The sequence below is a fragment of the Rhizobium sp. PEPV16 genome (assembly GCF_008919455.1).
GTDB classification, from domain to species: domain Bacteria; phylum Pseudomonadota; class Alphaproteobacteria; order Rhizobiales; family Rhizobiaceae; genus Rhizobium; species Rhizobium leguminosarum_Q.
Genome location: NZ_VSZV01000206.1, coordinates 1 through 12984, shown reverse-complemented (window position 1 = coordinate 12984; position 12984 = coordinate 1). Strand labels below are relative to the sequence as shown.

Below are 12984 nucleotides of genomic sequence, written 5' to 3'. Positions count from 1 at the left end.
CGACTTGGGCCGAGGCAGCACCTGCGGAAACGGCGGCAAAAGAGAAGGCGGCGAGGAGAAGATTGCGCAGTCTGGACATGGCGGCTCCCTGAATAATCCGCATTCTAGATAAGCATGCACCCATGCTTTGCAAGAAAACGACGTTTGCAGAAAGGGATCAGCCTTTTCGGCAGGTGCAGGGCTCGTAGGCCCGCGCCGTCAGCCGGCCGGGTCTCATGCCGATCAATGCCGGTATGGCGTGGACGGCATGGGCCTTGACGGCCCTAGCCATCTCGATTGCGGCCGCTGCGCAGACGGCGGCATCTTCGGCGGCGTTGTGGTGCACGAAACGCAGGCCGAGATGCTCGGCGATCAGGTTCAGCCGGTGCGAGAGGAAATGCGGCCAGATCCGTTGCGCCATCTTCAGGCTGCAGAGATAGGTAAGCTCCGGATAGGACTGCCGGTAGAGATCGAGGCTTGCCCGCCAGACGCTGAAATCGAAGGCGGCATTGTGCGCGATCATCGTCGCGCCCCGAAAATCCTCCTCGAACTCATCCATTACCTCGGGAAACTCGGGCGCGTCCTCGACATGCTCCGGCCGGATGCCATGGATCGCGATGTTCATGCCTGAAAAGCGCATGTCCCGCGGCCGGATCAGCCGCTCCTCGACGCGCGTCACCCTGCCGTCCTCGATCCAGGCAAGGCCGACAGAACAGGCGCTGCCGCGCTGTTCGTTCGCCGTCTCGAAGTCAATCGCGATGGTTTTCAATGCCGCAGTCCGAATCGTTTCGTCGGGAACAGGAATACCGCCCCGCTTCCGGCCGCGCAAATTCGACACGATGCCCGGTTGACTTTTTAACCCCCATATCGAAACTTGCTGCCATGATCGGTTCCGTAACCATGGCAGCGCTTATCCATCACACCACGACCCTTGCAGGGTATGCGGGAGCGATGGCGCGTTAGCAGCGATCCGATCATCCCGAAAACCCTGCCGAGGCGAGCAGGGTTTTCGTAAAGCCGGCTCTCCTCCTGAAACAAACGGAGAGCATGAATGTCTGAAAACGAAGAGAATGAACCTCGTGGCCGAGCGCGCCTGCCGGATGGCGTTCTCGTGCGCGCCGTTCGCCTGTCCGATGCGGAGGAGATCACCGATCTCATAAATCTGCCCGGCTACCGGGCCGGCACCTTGCGGCCGCCCTACCAGCGGGTCGAGGAGGTTCGCAAGTATATGGAGAATCCGTCGCCAGGCGCGCTCAACCTCGTCGTCACCCTGGATGGCAGGATCGTCGGCAATGGCGGCCTTAACCGCCTCTCCGGCCGTAGGCAGCACGTCGCCAGCATCGGCATGGGCGTGCATGACGATTTCACCGGCCGCGGCTTCGGACGGATCCTGCTCGGGGCGATGGTCGATGCTGCCGACGACTGGCTCGATATCAAACGGCTGGAACTGACTGTTTACACCGATAACGATGTCGCCATCGGCCTCTACCGGAAATTCGGCTTCGAGCAGGAAGGCCTGCTGAAGGCCTTCGGCTTTCGATCAGGGGAATATGTCGACGCCTATACGATGGCGCGGCTCAGGTTATGAGCGAGCGGGAGGCTGGCGGCTCGCCGCCAGCCTCCCGAGCCACAATCAGGCGACGGCGAGCGTATAGGGTCTCACAAGGCACTCTGGCGGAACACCCCAGGCTTCCTGCAGCTTGAAGATCATTTCGACGGTCAGCGCACGTTTGCGATTGAGAATTTCCGAAGCACGCGAACGAGAGCCTAGCACTTCGGCAAGGTCGCTCTGTTTGCGGCCTGTCATCTCCATGAAACCACTGAGAAAATCGATCGGCGTCAGTTCCTCCGCCGTAAAATGCCGGTTCTCATAGGCCTCGATCAAATCCGCAAGCACATCGAAACGATCGGCCTCCGCCGTTCCTTGCTCCGGCGGATTGTCGAAATAAGGCGTGATCTCGCCGATGGCCCATTCAAGGTCCGCGGCCGTCTTGATCGGTCTGATATTGTTCATCCCACTGTCTCCGGATCGATCCTGTCATATTCCGCATGTGTACCGACAAACTTGATGAGGACTCGCCGGTATCGATAGGCGACATGCACGATCAGCCGGTATTTGTTGCCACCGATATCGAAAATAATCCTGTTGTCGCCTACGAAATCCACATTTGCTCCGAACATCGTCTTGATATCCGATGGACCCGTCCATTCCGCCCTGCTGACGGTCGAATACCAGACGCTAAGCGAGGTCCTTGCCTGTGGGTGGCGCTCCCAGAATGCTCGAAGCGCCGATTTCGCAATGATCTGCATAGGTCAATCTATTCCCAAATTGGGAACACGTCAATCAGCGGCCTCACCCGCTAATCAGTGCCAGCCATTCGTCCTCGTCCATCGTCTGCACACCGAGTTCGCGCGCCTTGTCGAGCTTGGAGCCGGCGCCGGGGCCAGCGACGACGATGTCGGTCTTCTTCGAGACCGATCCCGCCACCTTGGCGCCGAGGCTTTCCGCCCTCGCCTTTGCCTCGTCGCGGGTAAACTTTTCCAGCGAGCCGGTGAAAACCACGGTCTTACCGGCAACCGGGCTGCCTGCCGTCTTCGGTTGTTCGGCCTCCTCGGGCGTCACTTCCTCAAGCAGTCGGGTGATCACCTCGACATTGCGCGGCTCCTTGTAGAATTCGACGATAGCCCGCGCCACGACCTCGCCGATACCCTCGATGGCATTGAGATCGTTCCAGGCGTCGCCGGAAAGCGCCTCGGCCTCGCGCATTGCGGCTTCAAAGGCCGCATAGGCACCGTAGGAGCGCGCCAAGAGCTTCGCCGTGGTCTCGCCGACATGACGGATGCCGAGCGCGTAGATGAAGCGGTGGAGCGCAATGCTGCGCCGTTCGGTGATCGCCGCATAGAGCTTGCCGACGCTGACCTTGCCGAAGCCGTCGATATTCTCCAGCTTGGTCAGCGATTGCTGCTGACGCTTCTCCAGCGTGAAGATATCGGGCGCGGTGCGGATCTGCAGCGACGCGTCCTCGTTTTCGAAGAAGAAATCGATCTGCTTCGAACCGAGCCCTTCGATATCGAAGGCGTTTCGCGAAACGAAGTGCTTCAGATGCTCTGTCGCCTGCGCCCTGCAAATGAAGCCGCCGGTGCAGCGGGTGACCGAATCGAGCTTGCCGGTCTTCTCATGTCTTTCACGCACGGCATGCGAACCGCAGACCGGGCAGGTCTTCGGAAATTCATAGGGCCTGGCCTCGGCCGGCCGCTTCTCCATGACGACGTCGAGCACCTGCGGGATCACATCACCTGCGCGCTGCACGATGACGGTATCGCCGATGCGAATATCGTGCTCGTCGTCGCGGATGCGCTCGCCACTATTGCCGATGCCCCTGATGTAATCCGCGTTGTGCAGCGTCGCATTGGTGACGACCACGCCACCGACGGTGATCGGCGTCAATCGCGCGACGGGTGTCAGGGCGCCGGTGCGGCCGACCTGAATGTCGATATTCTCGACGATCGTGAAAGCCTGCTCGGCAGGAAACTTGTGCGCCGTCGCCCAGCGCGGCGAGCGCGAGCGGAAGCCGAGGCGGGCCTGCAGCTCGAGGCTGTCGACCTTGTAGACGACGCCGTCGATGTCGTAATCGAGATCCGGGCGATCGAGGCCGATCTCGTCATAATGCGACAGGATGTCGGCGACCGAGTTCAGCCGTTTCATCAGCGGATTGATGGGAAAACCCCAGTCCTTGAAGGTCTGCACCATCCCAAATTGCGTATCTTCAGGCATCTCCGACATCTCACCCCAGGCGTAAGCGAAGAACTTCAGCTTGCGGCTCGCCGTCACCTTGGCGTCGAGCTGGCGCAGCGACCCGGCGGCGGTATTGCGCGGATTGACATAGGTCTGCTTGCCCTCCGCCTCCATCTGCCGGTTCAGCGCCAGGAAGTCGCTCTTGGCCATGTAGACCTCGCCGCGAATCTCGACGACAGCGGGAACACCTTTCGGCAGCTCGTTGGGGATCTCGGCGATGGTGCGGATATTGGCGGTGACATTCTCCCCCGTCGTGCCGTCGCCGCGCGTCGCTGCCGTCACCAGCCTGCCGTTCTCGTAACGGATAGACATCGACAGGCCGTCGATCTTCGGCTCTGCAGTAAAGGCGATCGATTGATCCGGCAGCCGGCCGAGGAAGCGATAGACGCCCGCGACGAAATCCTGCACATCCTCCTGCGAGAAGGTGTTGTCGAGCGACAGCATCGGCCGCGCATGAACGACGGGCGAAAAAGTGACGGAGGGCGCCGCACCGACATGCCGCGATGGGCTGTCCTCGCGGATCAACTCGGGAAACCGCACTTCCAGCGCATCGTTGCGGCGCTTCAGTGCGTCGTAATCGGCATCCGAAATCTCCGGCCGGTCCTTACCGTGGTAGAGCGCATCGTGGTGCGCAATCTCCTTTGCCAGCCGCTCGAGCTCGGCGGCGGCCTCTTCGATCGTCAACGTGTCGACGGTGAAACCTTCGGTGGACATGGAACATCACTCCAGAGAATCTGGCCAGAAAATCTGGATTGTTTTTAGAGCAAAATTGCCGGATGAAAAGAGAGGCTGGATATCCTGCATCGGGAAGATTGGTCTACCCGGCCTATTCCCAATCCCTGGCGTTGCGCAGCCGGATGCCGCTGACATGCAGGCTGGTGTTCCCGAGGCCCTTCAACGGCCGCAGGCTATCGACCACCCGAAGCTCTACCCTGCGCGGCGAAAACTCCTGGTCGAGCCGCGAAATGGCGGTCCTCTCCAGGGGAATGACGCGTCTGCGGGCCACCCACATGCCCGCATCATCCAGATCCTCGAAGCTCTCGGCCGGCATCTCGTAACGGTGGATCGTCTCCGCTTCGAGCCTTTCCAGCCAATGGCGCTCGACATAAGCGACGGCCCGCCAGTCGCCGAGCCAGCGCCGCCGTTCGGCCTCCGACGTATCGGCTGTCGCCCAGAGCAGGATGCGGGGGCAATCGCGCGGAAAGAGATACATGAAATCATGATCGGCATCGATTGCCCAGACGAGTGGACCGTTCAGCCATTCTCGGCCGGGCGCACGGGCAGACGGGACGCGAACCGGGCGTGGCTCGAACGCCGCAATACCGGCATCGTCGCTGAAATGGAAAAGCCTCATGGCATGAGCTCGTCGCCGATCGGGAAGTTTCAGCCCATATCGCGCCGCAGGATGATTGTCATCCCGCTGGCCCGGGCGGGAAGAGCATCGGAAGAAAAATCAGCCGTTGCCGGCCAGCAGTCGCTTCGCCGCCGCCCTCGCCTCTTCGGTGACCGAAGCCCCGGCTAGCATACGGGCGATCTCCTCGGTGCGGTCCTTCTGCGCCATCGTCGCGACGCGGGTGGCGATCTTTTCCGAACCGTCGGCCGACGGTCCCTTGGAAATCAAGAGATGCGTCGCCGCCCGCGCCGCGACCTGCGGCGCATGCGTGACCGACAGCACCTGCACCCGCTCCGACAGCCGCTTCAGCCGCTGACCGATCGCATCGGCCACCGCGCCGCCGACGCCGGTATCGATTTCGTCGAAGACGAGCGTCGGGGCCGATCCGCGATCGGCGAGCGCCACTTTCAGCGCCAGCAGGAAACGCGAGAGTTCGCCGCCCGAGGCGACCTTCATGATCGAGCCCGGCCGCGTGCCGGGATTGGTCTGGACATGGAACTCGACGACGTCGATGCCTTCGGCCAGCGCCTCGCCCGCATCCGTGGTGATCTCGACCATGAAACGGGCGCGTTCGAGCTTCAGCGCCGGCAGCTCGGCCATGACGGCCCCAGCCAGTGCGGTGCCGGCATGATGGCGCTTGTCGGACAGCGAGCGCGCCGCCGCATCGTAATTTTCCCGAGCCAGGCCAACCTCGGCTTCGAGCCGCGCAAGCCGCTCCTCGCCCGCGTCGAGATCGGCAAGATCGGCGATCATGCGCACAGCAAGCGCCGGCAGCTCGGTGACGGGCACGGAATATTTACGCGAGGCGGCCCTGAGCGCGAAAAGCCGCTCTTCCACTCGCTCCAGCTCCCTTGGATCGTATTCGGTCTTGCGCAGTGCCGCCTCGACTTCCATCTGCGCGTTGGAAAGCTGGTCCAGCGCGGCGTCGAGCAGCGTCACGGTGTCTTCGAGCAGTCCTGGGGCCTCATGGCTCTTGCGCTCCAGCCGGCGAACCAGCGAGGCGATATGGGGCACCGGCGAGGCATTGCCGTTCAGGAATTCGGACGCCTCGGCGATATCGCCGGCGATTCGCTCGGCTTTCATCATCTTCTGGCGGCGATCGGCGAGCTCTTCCTCCTCGCCATCCTGCGGCGAGAGCTTCTCGAGCTCCTCGACGGAAGAGCGCAGGTAATCGGCTTCGCGCGCCGCGCTTTCCACCTTCTCGCGGTGCTTCTTCAGCGTCCGCTCGCTGTCGCGCCACAGGCGATAGAGCCGGGAGACCTCCGAAACCTCGTCGGTGAGGCCGGCGAAGGCATCGAGCAGCGTGCGGTGGGCATTGGTGTCGACAAGGGCGCGATCGTCGTGCTGTCCGTGGATTTCGACCAGCATCTGACCGGCCTGGCGCATCAGCTGCACGCTGACCGGCTGGTCGTTGACATAGGCCTTGGTGCGCCCATCCGCCGATTGCTGGCGGCGGAAGATCAGGTCGCCCTCGTCGTCGATGCCGTTTTCGCGCAGGAGGGTGCGGGCGCCGTGTTCCGTGCCGACGTCGAACACCGCCGTCACCTGGCCCTTGTCCTCGCCATGGCGCACCAGGCCGCCGTCGCCGCGCCCGCCGAGCGCCAGCGACAGGCTGTCGAGCAGGATGGATTTGCCCGCCCCGGTCTCGCCCGTCAGCACGGAGAGGCCGGTCTCGAAGGCAAGATCCAGCCGCTCGATCAGGACGATATCGCGGATCGAAAGCTGGATCAGCATTGGCCTCAGGAACCGAGAAGAAGTTTCTTGCCCGCTGCGGCGATCCACGAGCCCTTGTTTTCACGCGGCTCGGCACCGCCGCTCTGCAGCAGCTTGTAGGAATCAGCATACCACTGGCTGTCAGGATAATTGTGACCGAGAACGGCAGCGGCTGTCTGCGCCTCGTCGACGATGCCCATCGCGTAATAAGCTTCGACGAGACGCGCTAAGGCCTCTTCGATCTGGTTCGTATTCGGATATTTCTCGACGACGATGCGGAAGCGCGAGATCGCGGCGAGATATTCCTTCCGCTCCATGTAATAGCGGCCGATCTGCATTTCCTTGCCGGCGAGCTGGTCGCGCGCAAAGCGGATCTTGGCCTGTGCGTCGTCGACATATTCGGAGTTCGGATAGTTGTCGATGACGGCCTGCATCGCCTCGATCGTCTTGGCCGAGGCACGCTGGTCCTGCGTCACGTCGACGATCTGCTTGGAATAGGTGAGACCGATGAGATACTGCACATAGGCGGCATCCTGGGATTTCGGATATTGCGACATGTAGCGGTTGCCGGAAGCAAGCGCATCGTCCAGGCGGCCTTGGCGGTATTTGACGAAGGTGCTCATCACAAGCGCCTTGCGCGCCCATTCGGAGAACGGGTTCTCGCGGTCGATCGCGTCGAACTTGCGCCCCGCTTCCGCCATGTTGCCGGCCTTCATATTGGCAAGGCCTTGCGTGTAGAGCACGTCGGGCGGATCGGTTTCGAGGCCGAGCTTGGTGATGTCGATATCGGGGTCCGACTGGCAACCGGAGATCAAGGCGCCTGCGCTGAGCACCAGAAGCGATGCGAACAAAGCACGCGCTGTCTTCATCATACCTTCAGATCCTGCATAACCCATTCGAAAGAACCCCACTGCTGCCGCTCTCTCCACGGCAGCCACGCCTCGCTGGCGTTTCTAGCCACAAATGTGCATCAAGAGCAACGCAATGATAAGGCATTAACGCATTTTTGTGGCAGCAGCCGCAGAAATGACCGGCTTTTCAACTTCTTCCCGACCTGTGGCGGCCAAGCATCGGCATATCGCCGCAGACGCGGTCGGACATAAAAAAACCGCCTCCGGGAAAGAGGCGGCCTGGTCTTGAGAATATGCTGGAGGTCATGCCGACCAGGGAGCGAATTCCGAAGCGCTGACGGCGATCAGTTCGCGGGCAGCGACGCGCTGGCGCGGCGTCGACGTCTCCACAACCTCGTAGGCGGAGGGATCGGCGAGCAGCGCCTTCAGCGCATTGGCATTCATCTTGTGACCGCCGCGATAGGAACGGTAGCAGCCGATGAACTGGGCGCCGGCAAGCGACAGATCACCGACGGCATCGAGCGTCTTGTGGCGGACGAATTCGTCCTTGGCGTAACGCAGTCCTTCGACGTTGATGACGGTGTTGTCGTCCGAGATGACGACGGAGTTTTCGAGTGAGGAGCCGAGCGCGTGGCCCGACGCCCAGAGACGCTCGACATCGCGCATGAAGCCGAAGGTGCGGGCGCGGGAAAGCTCGGCCTTGAAGACGGCGGCGGTCATGTCGCCGGCCCACTTCTGCCGGCCGATCAGCGGGCAATCGAAATCGATCTCGACTTCGAAGCGCGTGCCGTCATAGGGGCGGAATTCGCTCCAGGAGCCGCCATACTCGATTCGCACCGGCCTGGTGATACGGATATAGCGGCGCTTGACGCCGAGCGAGACGAGACCGACCTGCTCGATCGCCTCGACGAAGGGCAGCGAGCTGCCGTCCATGATCGGCATTTCGGAGCCCTGCACCTCGATCACCACATTGTCGAGGCCGAGTGCATAGACGGCGGCCATGACATGCTCGATCGTCGCGACCGAATGGGCGGGCGAAAAGCCGAGCACGGTGCAGAGGTCGGTATTGCCGACCTGCGAGGAAACGGCCTTGAGTTCGGTGATGTCGCCACTGGCATGCAGGCGCTGGAAAACGACGCCGGTGCCCGATTCGGCCGGGTTCAGGGTGATCGAAACGTCAGCGCCCGAATGGACCCCGATGCCCGAAAGCGTCACGGGGCGCGATACCGTCGTTTGAAAACCAAGCAAGCCAATTGCCATAAATTCTGCCTTTATTCTTCCGCACCGGCGGTCTGTCCGATCGGCGCGGTCATCGTTTATTCTGCAGCCGGAGCCTGTGGAAAGGTCTCCTGGGGCAGTTTCATTGCACCATACTTACGTGCGCCGGCGCTCCAATCCAAATCACTGTTTCTTTCGCTTTGTTACGAAGCCACACGATTGAAATCGCTTGCGAATCGCAGGCGGAAAAACAGCTATGCCCGGGACCTTGATCCCGGGCATGAACGGTGCCGAAGCACGGCCTCAGTTTGACTGGCGACGCAGGAATGCCGGGATTTCCAGCTGGTCGTCTTCCTGCATCATCCGGGCCTGCGGAACCGCGCGGCCCTGGTCGTCGAGGTTGCCGCGACGCGGTGCATAGAGGCTTGCCTCCGGCGACAGCGGACGGCGCTGCTGCGAAGCGGCCGGCGGTGCGGCGGTCATATCGGCGGCAACGGCGTCGTCGTCGCGGCGGCCAAGCGAATTGGTGATTCGCTTGAGCAGGCCCATCGGACCACGCTCTTCCGCCGCATGCGCGGAAGCCGGCTGCGCACGGTGATCGAGTTCGGCCTGAACGACGGGCGGGAAATCCTCGACCTTCGGCATGCGCATCGGTTCGGGCGCCTGACGGATGATCGGCTCCTGCCGGACGGGCTGCTGTTGCACCGGCTGGCTGATGACGGGCTGGCTCATGGCGGGCGCCGGAGCCTGCTGCTGAACCGGTGCAGGACGCATTGCCGGAGCTTCCGGTGCAGGCGCGAAGATCTTGCTCTGCGGACGGAAGGTTTCCTGCTGTGCCGCCGGCTGCTGCAGCGGTGCGGCAGCACGCGGGGCCGGAATTTCGAGCTCGCGTTCCATCTCGGCTTCGCGGATGGTCTGCGCGATCGGATCCATGGCCTTCGGTGCCTGCATCACGGGGGCAGGCTGAACTGCGGCCGCTGCCGGAGCAACAGCCGCGGAGGAACGGATAGCAGGCCTTGCTGCCGGCTGGAAGTTGCGCTCGGCGGCTTCGTTCATCGCCCGGTCGATGCCGGTTGCGACGACCGAGACGCGGATGATGCCTTCGAGCGATTCGTCGAAGGTGGCGCCGAGGATGATGTTGGCGTCAGGATCGACTTCCTCGCGGATGCGGGTCGCGGCTTCGTCGACTTCGAAGAGGGTGAGGTCGCGACCGCCGGTGATGGAGATCAGCAGGCCCTGGGCGCCCTTCATCGAGGTTTCGTCGAGCAGCGGGTTGGCGATCGCAGCCTCTGCGGCCTGCAGCGCGCGGCCGGAGCCGGAAGCTTCGCCGGTGCCCATCATCGCGCGGCCCATCTCGCGCATCACCGAGCGGACGTCGGCGAAGTCGAGGTTGATGAGGCCTTCCTTGACCATCAGGTCAGTAATGCAGGCAACGCCCGAATAGAGAACCTGGTCAGCCATGGCGAAGGCATCGGCGAAGGTCGTCTTGTCGTTGGCAATGCGGAAGAGGTTCTGATTCGGAATGACGATCAGCGTATCGACAGACTTCTGCAGTTCCTGGATGCCCATCTCGGCCAGGCGCATGCGGCGCCCGCCTTCGAAATGGAACGGCTTGGTGACGACGCCGACCGTCAGGATGCCCTTGTTGCGGGCCGCCTGTGCGACAACCGGGGCAGCACCTGTGCCGGTGCCGCCGCCCATGCCGGCCGTGACGAAACACATATGCGTGCCGTTCAGGTGATCGACGATCTCGTCGATGCACTCCTCGGCGGCCGCGCGGCCGACTTCCGGCTGCGAGCCGGCACCGAGGCCTTCGGTGACGTTGACGCCGAGCTGAATGATGCGCTCGGCCTTCGTCATCGTCAGCGCCTGCGCATCCGTGTTGGCGACGACGAAGTCGACGCCCTGGAGGCCGGCGGTAATCATGTTGTTGACGGCATTGCCGCCACCGCCGCCAACGCCGAACACGGTGATGCGCGGCTTCAGCTCTGTGATGTCAGGCTTTTGCAGCTTGATGGTCATGGTACCTGTTCCTTCTCTCTCTGGCCGCATCGCCACGCCGGCCAATTACGCAATTTCAGAAGCTTTCCTTCAGCCACTGGCCCATGCGGGCTATGCGGCTGTTATTTCCCCCAAGCGACATGAGCAGACCGCTCTGTGACGCATGTGTCTCCATGTCCGCGACCTGCGGATAGATCATCAGGCCGACGGCCGTCGAAAAGGCCGGGCCCTTGGCCGCCGTCGGCAGCCCCGAGACGCCCATCGGGCGGCCGATGCGGACGTTGCGGGCAAGGATGCGCCGCGCCACGTCGGCAAGGCCGGTCAGCTGGCTCGCCCCGCCGGTCAGCACGACGCGCTTGCCGACGATCGGGCTGAAACCGGAGCGCTGAATACGGTCGCGGATCAGTTCCATCGTCTCCTCAATTCGGGCCGACACGATGCGCGAAACCAGCGCCCGCGGCACCTGCGACGGCTGGTCGCGATCGTCCTCGCCGATCGGCGGGATCGAAATCAGCTCACGCTCGTCGGAGGAATTCGAAAGGGCCGAGGCATGCACGACCTTCAGCCGCTCTGCATCCTCGATGCGGGTCGAAAGGCCGCGCGCCAGGTCTGTGGTGACGTGATGACCGCCGAGACCGACGGCATCCGTATGAACGAGCTTGCCTTCGGCAAAGACCGAGATCGTCGTCGTACCGCCGCCCATGTCGATCGCCGCGCAGCCGAGCTCGACCTCGTCGTCGACGAGAGCCGCAAGGCCCGATGCGTAGGGCGTCGCAACGATGCCCTCGACCGACAGATGCGCACGATTGACGCTAAGCTCGAGGTTCTTCAGCGCCGAGCGCTCCGCCGTGACGACATGCATGTCGACGCCGAGCGCATCGCCATACATCGCCAGCGGATCGCGAATGCCACGCTCGCCGTCGAGCGAGAAGCCGGTCGCCAGCGAATGCAGCACCGAACGGTCCTGGCGCAGCGACTGCTGGCAAGCGGCCGACAGCACCTTCTTCAGATCGTTGAGCTCGACTTCCTGGCCGCCAAGATCGATCGTCGCAGTGTAGATATCGCTGCCGAGACGGCCGGCCGTCAGGTTGACGATCAGGCTTTCGACGGTCAGCCCCGCCATGCGCTCGGCCGCGTCGACGGCAAGGCGGATGACGCCTTCCAGCGCGTCGAGATCAGCGATGACGCCTGTCTTGATTCCGCGGGAGCGCTGGTGGCCGATGCCGATGATCTCGATATTGTGCGTGCGGCCCGGCAGTATCTGGCTTTCCTCGCGCGGCGTCAGCCGGCCGATCATGCAGACAACCTTGGTCGAACCGATGTCGAGCACCGAAACGACATGTGACCGCTTCGACGAAAGCGGCTTCAGGCGCGGCAATCCGAAATGGGATGAACCGAACAAGCTCATATATTCTGCCCCGCCTTCTTCAATTCTTTCGTACGCTCCGTCACTGCCGTCTGCCTGCGGATCGCCGCCTCCGGCGTCAGCTGGATCGCGGTTCTGTCGGCCAGCCTGAGATCGACTGCGGCAATGTCCCGCTCCAGGAGCTGATGCTCCTTGTCGAACTTCGAAAGCGTCGCCAGTGCCTGGTCGATACCGTCTTCCGGCAGCTTGACGACGACGCCGTTGTCCATGTGCAGGTCCCAGCGACGGCCGGATATCCAGACATAGGCCTTCACGCGGGCCTTCACGTCGGGCCACTTCGAGAAGGCTTCGTCGAGCGAAGCCGCCGCCGTTTCGGCATCGCGGCCGACGACGAGCGGCAGCGCCGAAAACTTGTTGTCGCGTAGCGGCGCAATGACGCTGCCGTTCTTCTCGATCAGGGAAAGCTCCTGCCCGTGCTGCCAGATCGCATAGGCCTGGCGCTCCTTGAGCTTCACCTCGATCGTCTTCGGATAAATCTTGCGGACCTCGACATTTTCGACCCAGGGAAGATGCGCGATCTTCCTGCGGGCGGCATCGACGTCGAGGGCGACCAGCGAGGTCGTGCCGTCAAGGCCGATCAACTGCAGGATCTCGATTTCGGAGGTCT

Annotated in this window: 12 protein-coding genes; 1 reads left to right on the top strand and 11 read right to left on the bottom strand. The window is 62.7% G+C overall.

Features of this window, described 5'->3' with window-relative positions; all coding sequences use genetic code 11:
* Window positions 1–157: 157 nt before the first annotated feature.
* On the bottom strand, window positions 158–748 hold the full coding sequence (locus FY112_RS06045) for a 3'-5' exonuclease (protein ID WP_077978781.1): 591 nt from the start codon (window positions 746–748) through the stop codon (window positions 158–160).
* A 282-nt stretch (window positions 749–1030) separates the two neighbouring features.
* Here FY112_RS06045 and FY112_RS06040 point away from each other — a divergent pair, with 282 nt between their 5' ends.
* On the top strand, window positions 1031–1567 hold the full coding sequence (locus FY112_RS06040; RefSeq protein WP_017961284.1) for a GNAT family N-acetyltransferase: 537 nt from the start codon (window positions 1031–1033) through the stop codon (window positions 1565–1567).
* Between the two features lie 45 nt (window positions 1568–1612).
* Here the strand turns inward: FY112_RS06040 and FY112_RS06035 are convergent, their stop codons facing one another.
* The 10 genes from FY112_RS06035 to FY112_RS05990 all read right to left on the bottom strand — a co-directional run.
* The gene (locus FY112_RS06035; RefSeq protein ID WP_065280673.1) at window positions 1613–1993 is read right to left on the bottom strand and encodes a helix-turn-helix domain-containing protein; all 381 of its coding nucleotides are present in this window, start codon (window positions 1991–1993) and stop codon (window positions 1613–1615) included.
* On the bottom strand, window positions 1990–2289 hold the full coding sequence (locus tag FY112_RS06030; RefSeq protein ID WP_131710109.1) for a type II toxin-antitoxin system HigB family toxin: 300 nt from the start codon (window positions 2287–2289) through the stop codon (window positions 1990–1992). Before FY112_RS06030 ends, FY112_RS06035 begins: the two co-directional genes overlap by 4 nt.
* Before the next feature lie 43 nt (window positions 2290–2332).
* Entirely contained in the window at window positions 2333–4489 is a 2157-nt protein-coding gene (gene ligA / locus FY112_RS06025; protein WP_131628497.1) for an NAD-dependent DNA ligase LigA, read from the bottom strand.
* A 112-nt stretch (window positions 4490–4601) separates the two neighbouring features.
* A complete protein-coding gene (locus FY112_RS06020) occupies window positions 4602–5129 on the bottom strand; it encodes a DUF6886 family protein (RefSeq protein ID WP_131645308.1) in 528 nt (175 codons plus the stop codon).
* A gap of 99 nt (window positions 5130–5228) precedes the next feature.
* Entirely contained in the window at window positions 5229–6902 is a 1674-nt protein-coding gene (gene recN, locus FY112_RS06015) for a DNA repair protein RecN (RefSeq protein ID WP_151517962.1), read from the bottom strand.
* A 5-nt stretch (window positions 6903–6907) separates the two neighbouring features.
* On the bottom strand, window positions 6908–7777 hold the full coding sequence (locus FY112_RS06010; RefSeq protein WP_017961290.1) for an outer membrane protein assembly factor BamD: 870 nt from the start codon (window positions 7775–7777) through the stop codon (window positions 6908–6910).
* A 258-nt stretch (window positions 7778–8035) separates the two neighbouring features.
* Window positions 8036–8992, bottom strand: a complete 957-nt coding sequence (gene lpxC, locus FY112_RS06005) for a UDP-3-O-acyl-N-acetylglucosamine deacetylase (RefSeq protein ID WP_151517961.1) — start codon at window positions 8990–8992, stop codon at window positions 8036–8038.
* Window positions 8993–9253: 261 nt separating this feature from the next.
* A complete protein-coding gene (ftsZ, locus tag FY112_RS06000) occupies window positions 9254–10972 on the bottom strand; it encodes a cell division protein FtsZ (protein WP_151517960.1) in 1719 nt (572 codons plus the stop codon).
* Between the two features lie 55 nt (window positions 10973–11027).
* Window positions 11028–12359 (bottom strand): cell division protein FtsA, encoded by a 1332-nt coding sequence (gene ftsA / locus FY112_RS05995; protein ID WP_003561012.1) that lies wholly within the window; start codon window positions 12357–12359, stop codon window positions 11028–11030.
* The coding region (locus tag FY112_RS05990) for a cell division protein FtsQ/DivIB (RefSeq protein WP_151517959.1) at window positions 12356–12984 on the bottom strand (629 nt) is incomplete at its 5' end. The genes FY112_RS05990 and ftsA, both read right to left, overlap by 4 nt.

What these genes read in the sequence shown, in the direction of transcription:
- FY112_RS06040 (WP_017961284.1), top strand. Translation starts at nt 1,031, where the DNA reads ATGTCTGAAAACGAAGAGAATGAACCTCGTGGCCGAGCGCGCCTGCCG.
- FY112_RS06035 (WP_065280673.1), bottom strand. Translation starts at nt 1,993, where the DNA reads ATGAACAATATCAGACCGATCAAGACGGCCGCGGACCTTGAATGGGCC.
- FY112_RS06030 (WP_131710109.1), bottom strand. Translation starts at nt 2,289, where the DNA reads ATGCAGATCATTGCGAAATCGGCGCTTCGAGCATTCTGGGAGCGCCAC.
- ligA (WP_131628497.1), bottom strand. Translation starts at nt 4,489, where the DNA reads ATGTCCACCGAAGGTTTCACCGTCGACACGTTGACGATCGAAGAGGCC.
- FY112_RS06020 (WP_131645308.1), bottom strand. Translation starts at nt 5,129, where the DNA reads ATGAGGCTTTTCCATTTCAGCGACGATGCCGGTATTGCGGCGTTCGAG.
- recN (WP_151517962.1), bottom strand. Translation starts at nt 6,902, where the DNA reads ATGCTGATCCAGCTTTCGATCCGCGATATCGTCCTGATCGAGCGGCTG.
- FY112_RS06010 (WP_017961290.1), bottom strand. Translation starts at nt 7,777, where the DNA reads ATGGGTTATGCAGGATCTGAAGGTATGATGAAGACAGCGCGTGCTTTG.
- lpxC (WP_151517961.1), bottom strand. Translation starts at nt 8,992, where the DNA reads ATGGCAATTGGCTTGCTTGGTTTTCAAACGACGGTATCGCGCCCCGTG.
- ftsZ (WP_151517960.1), bottom strand. Translation starts at nt 10,972, where the DNA reads ATGACCATCAAGCTGCAAAAGCCTGACATCACAGAGCTGAAGCCGCGC.
- ftsA (WP_003561012.1), bottom strand. Translation starts at nt 12,359, where the DNA reads ATGAGCTTGTTCGGTTCATCCCATTTCGGATTGCCGCGCCTGAAGCCG.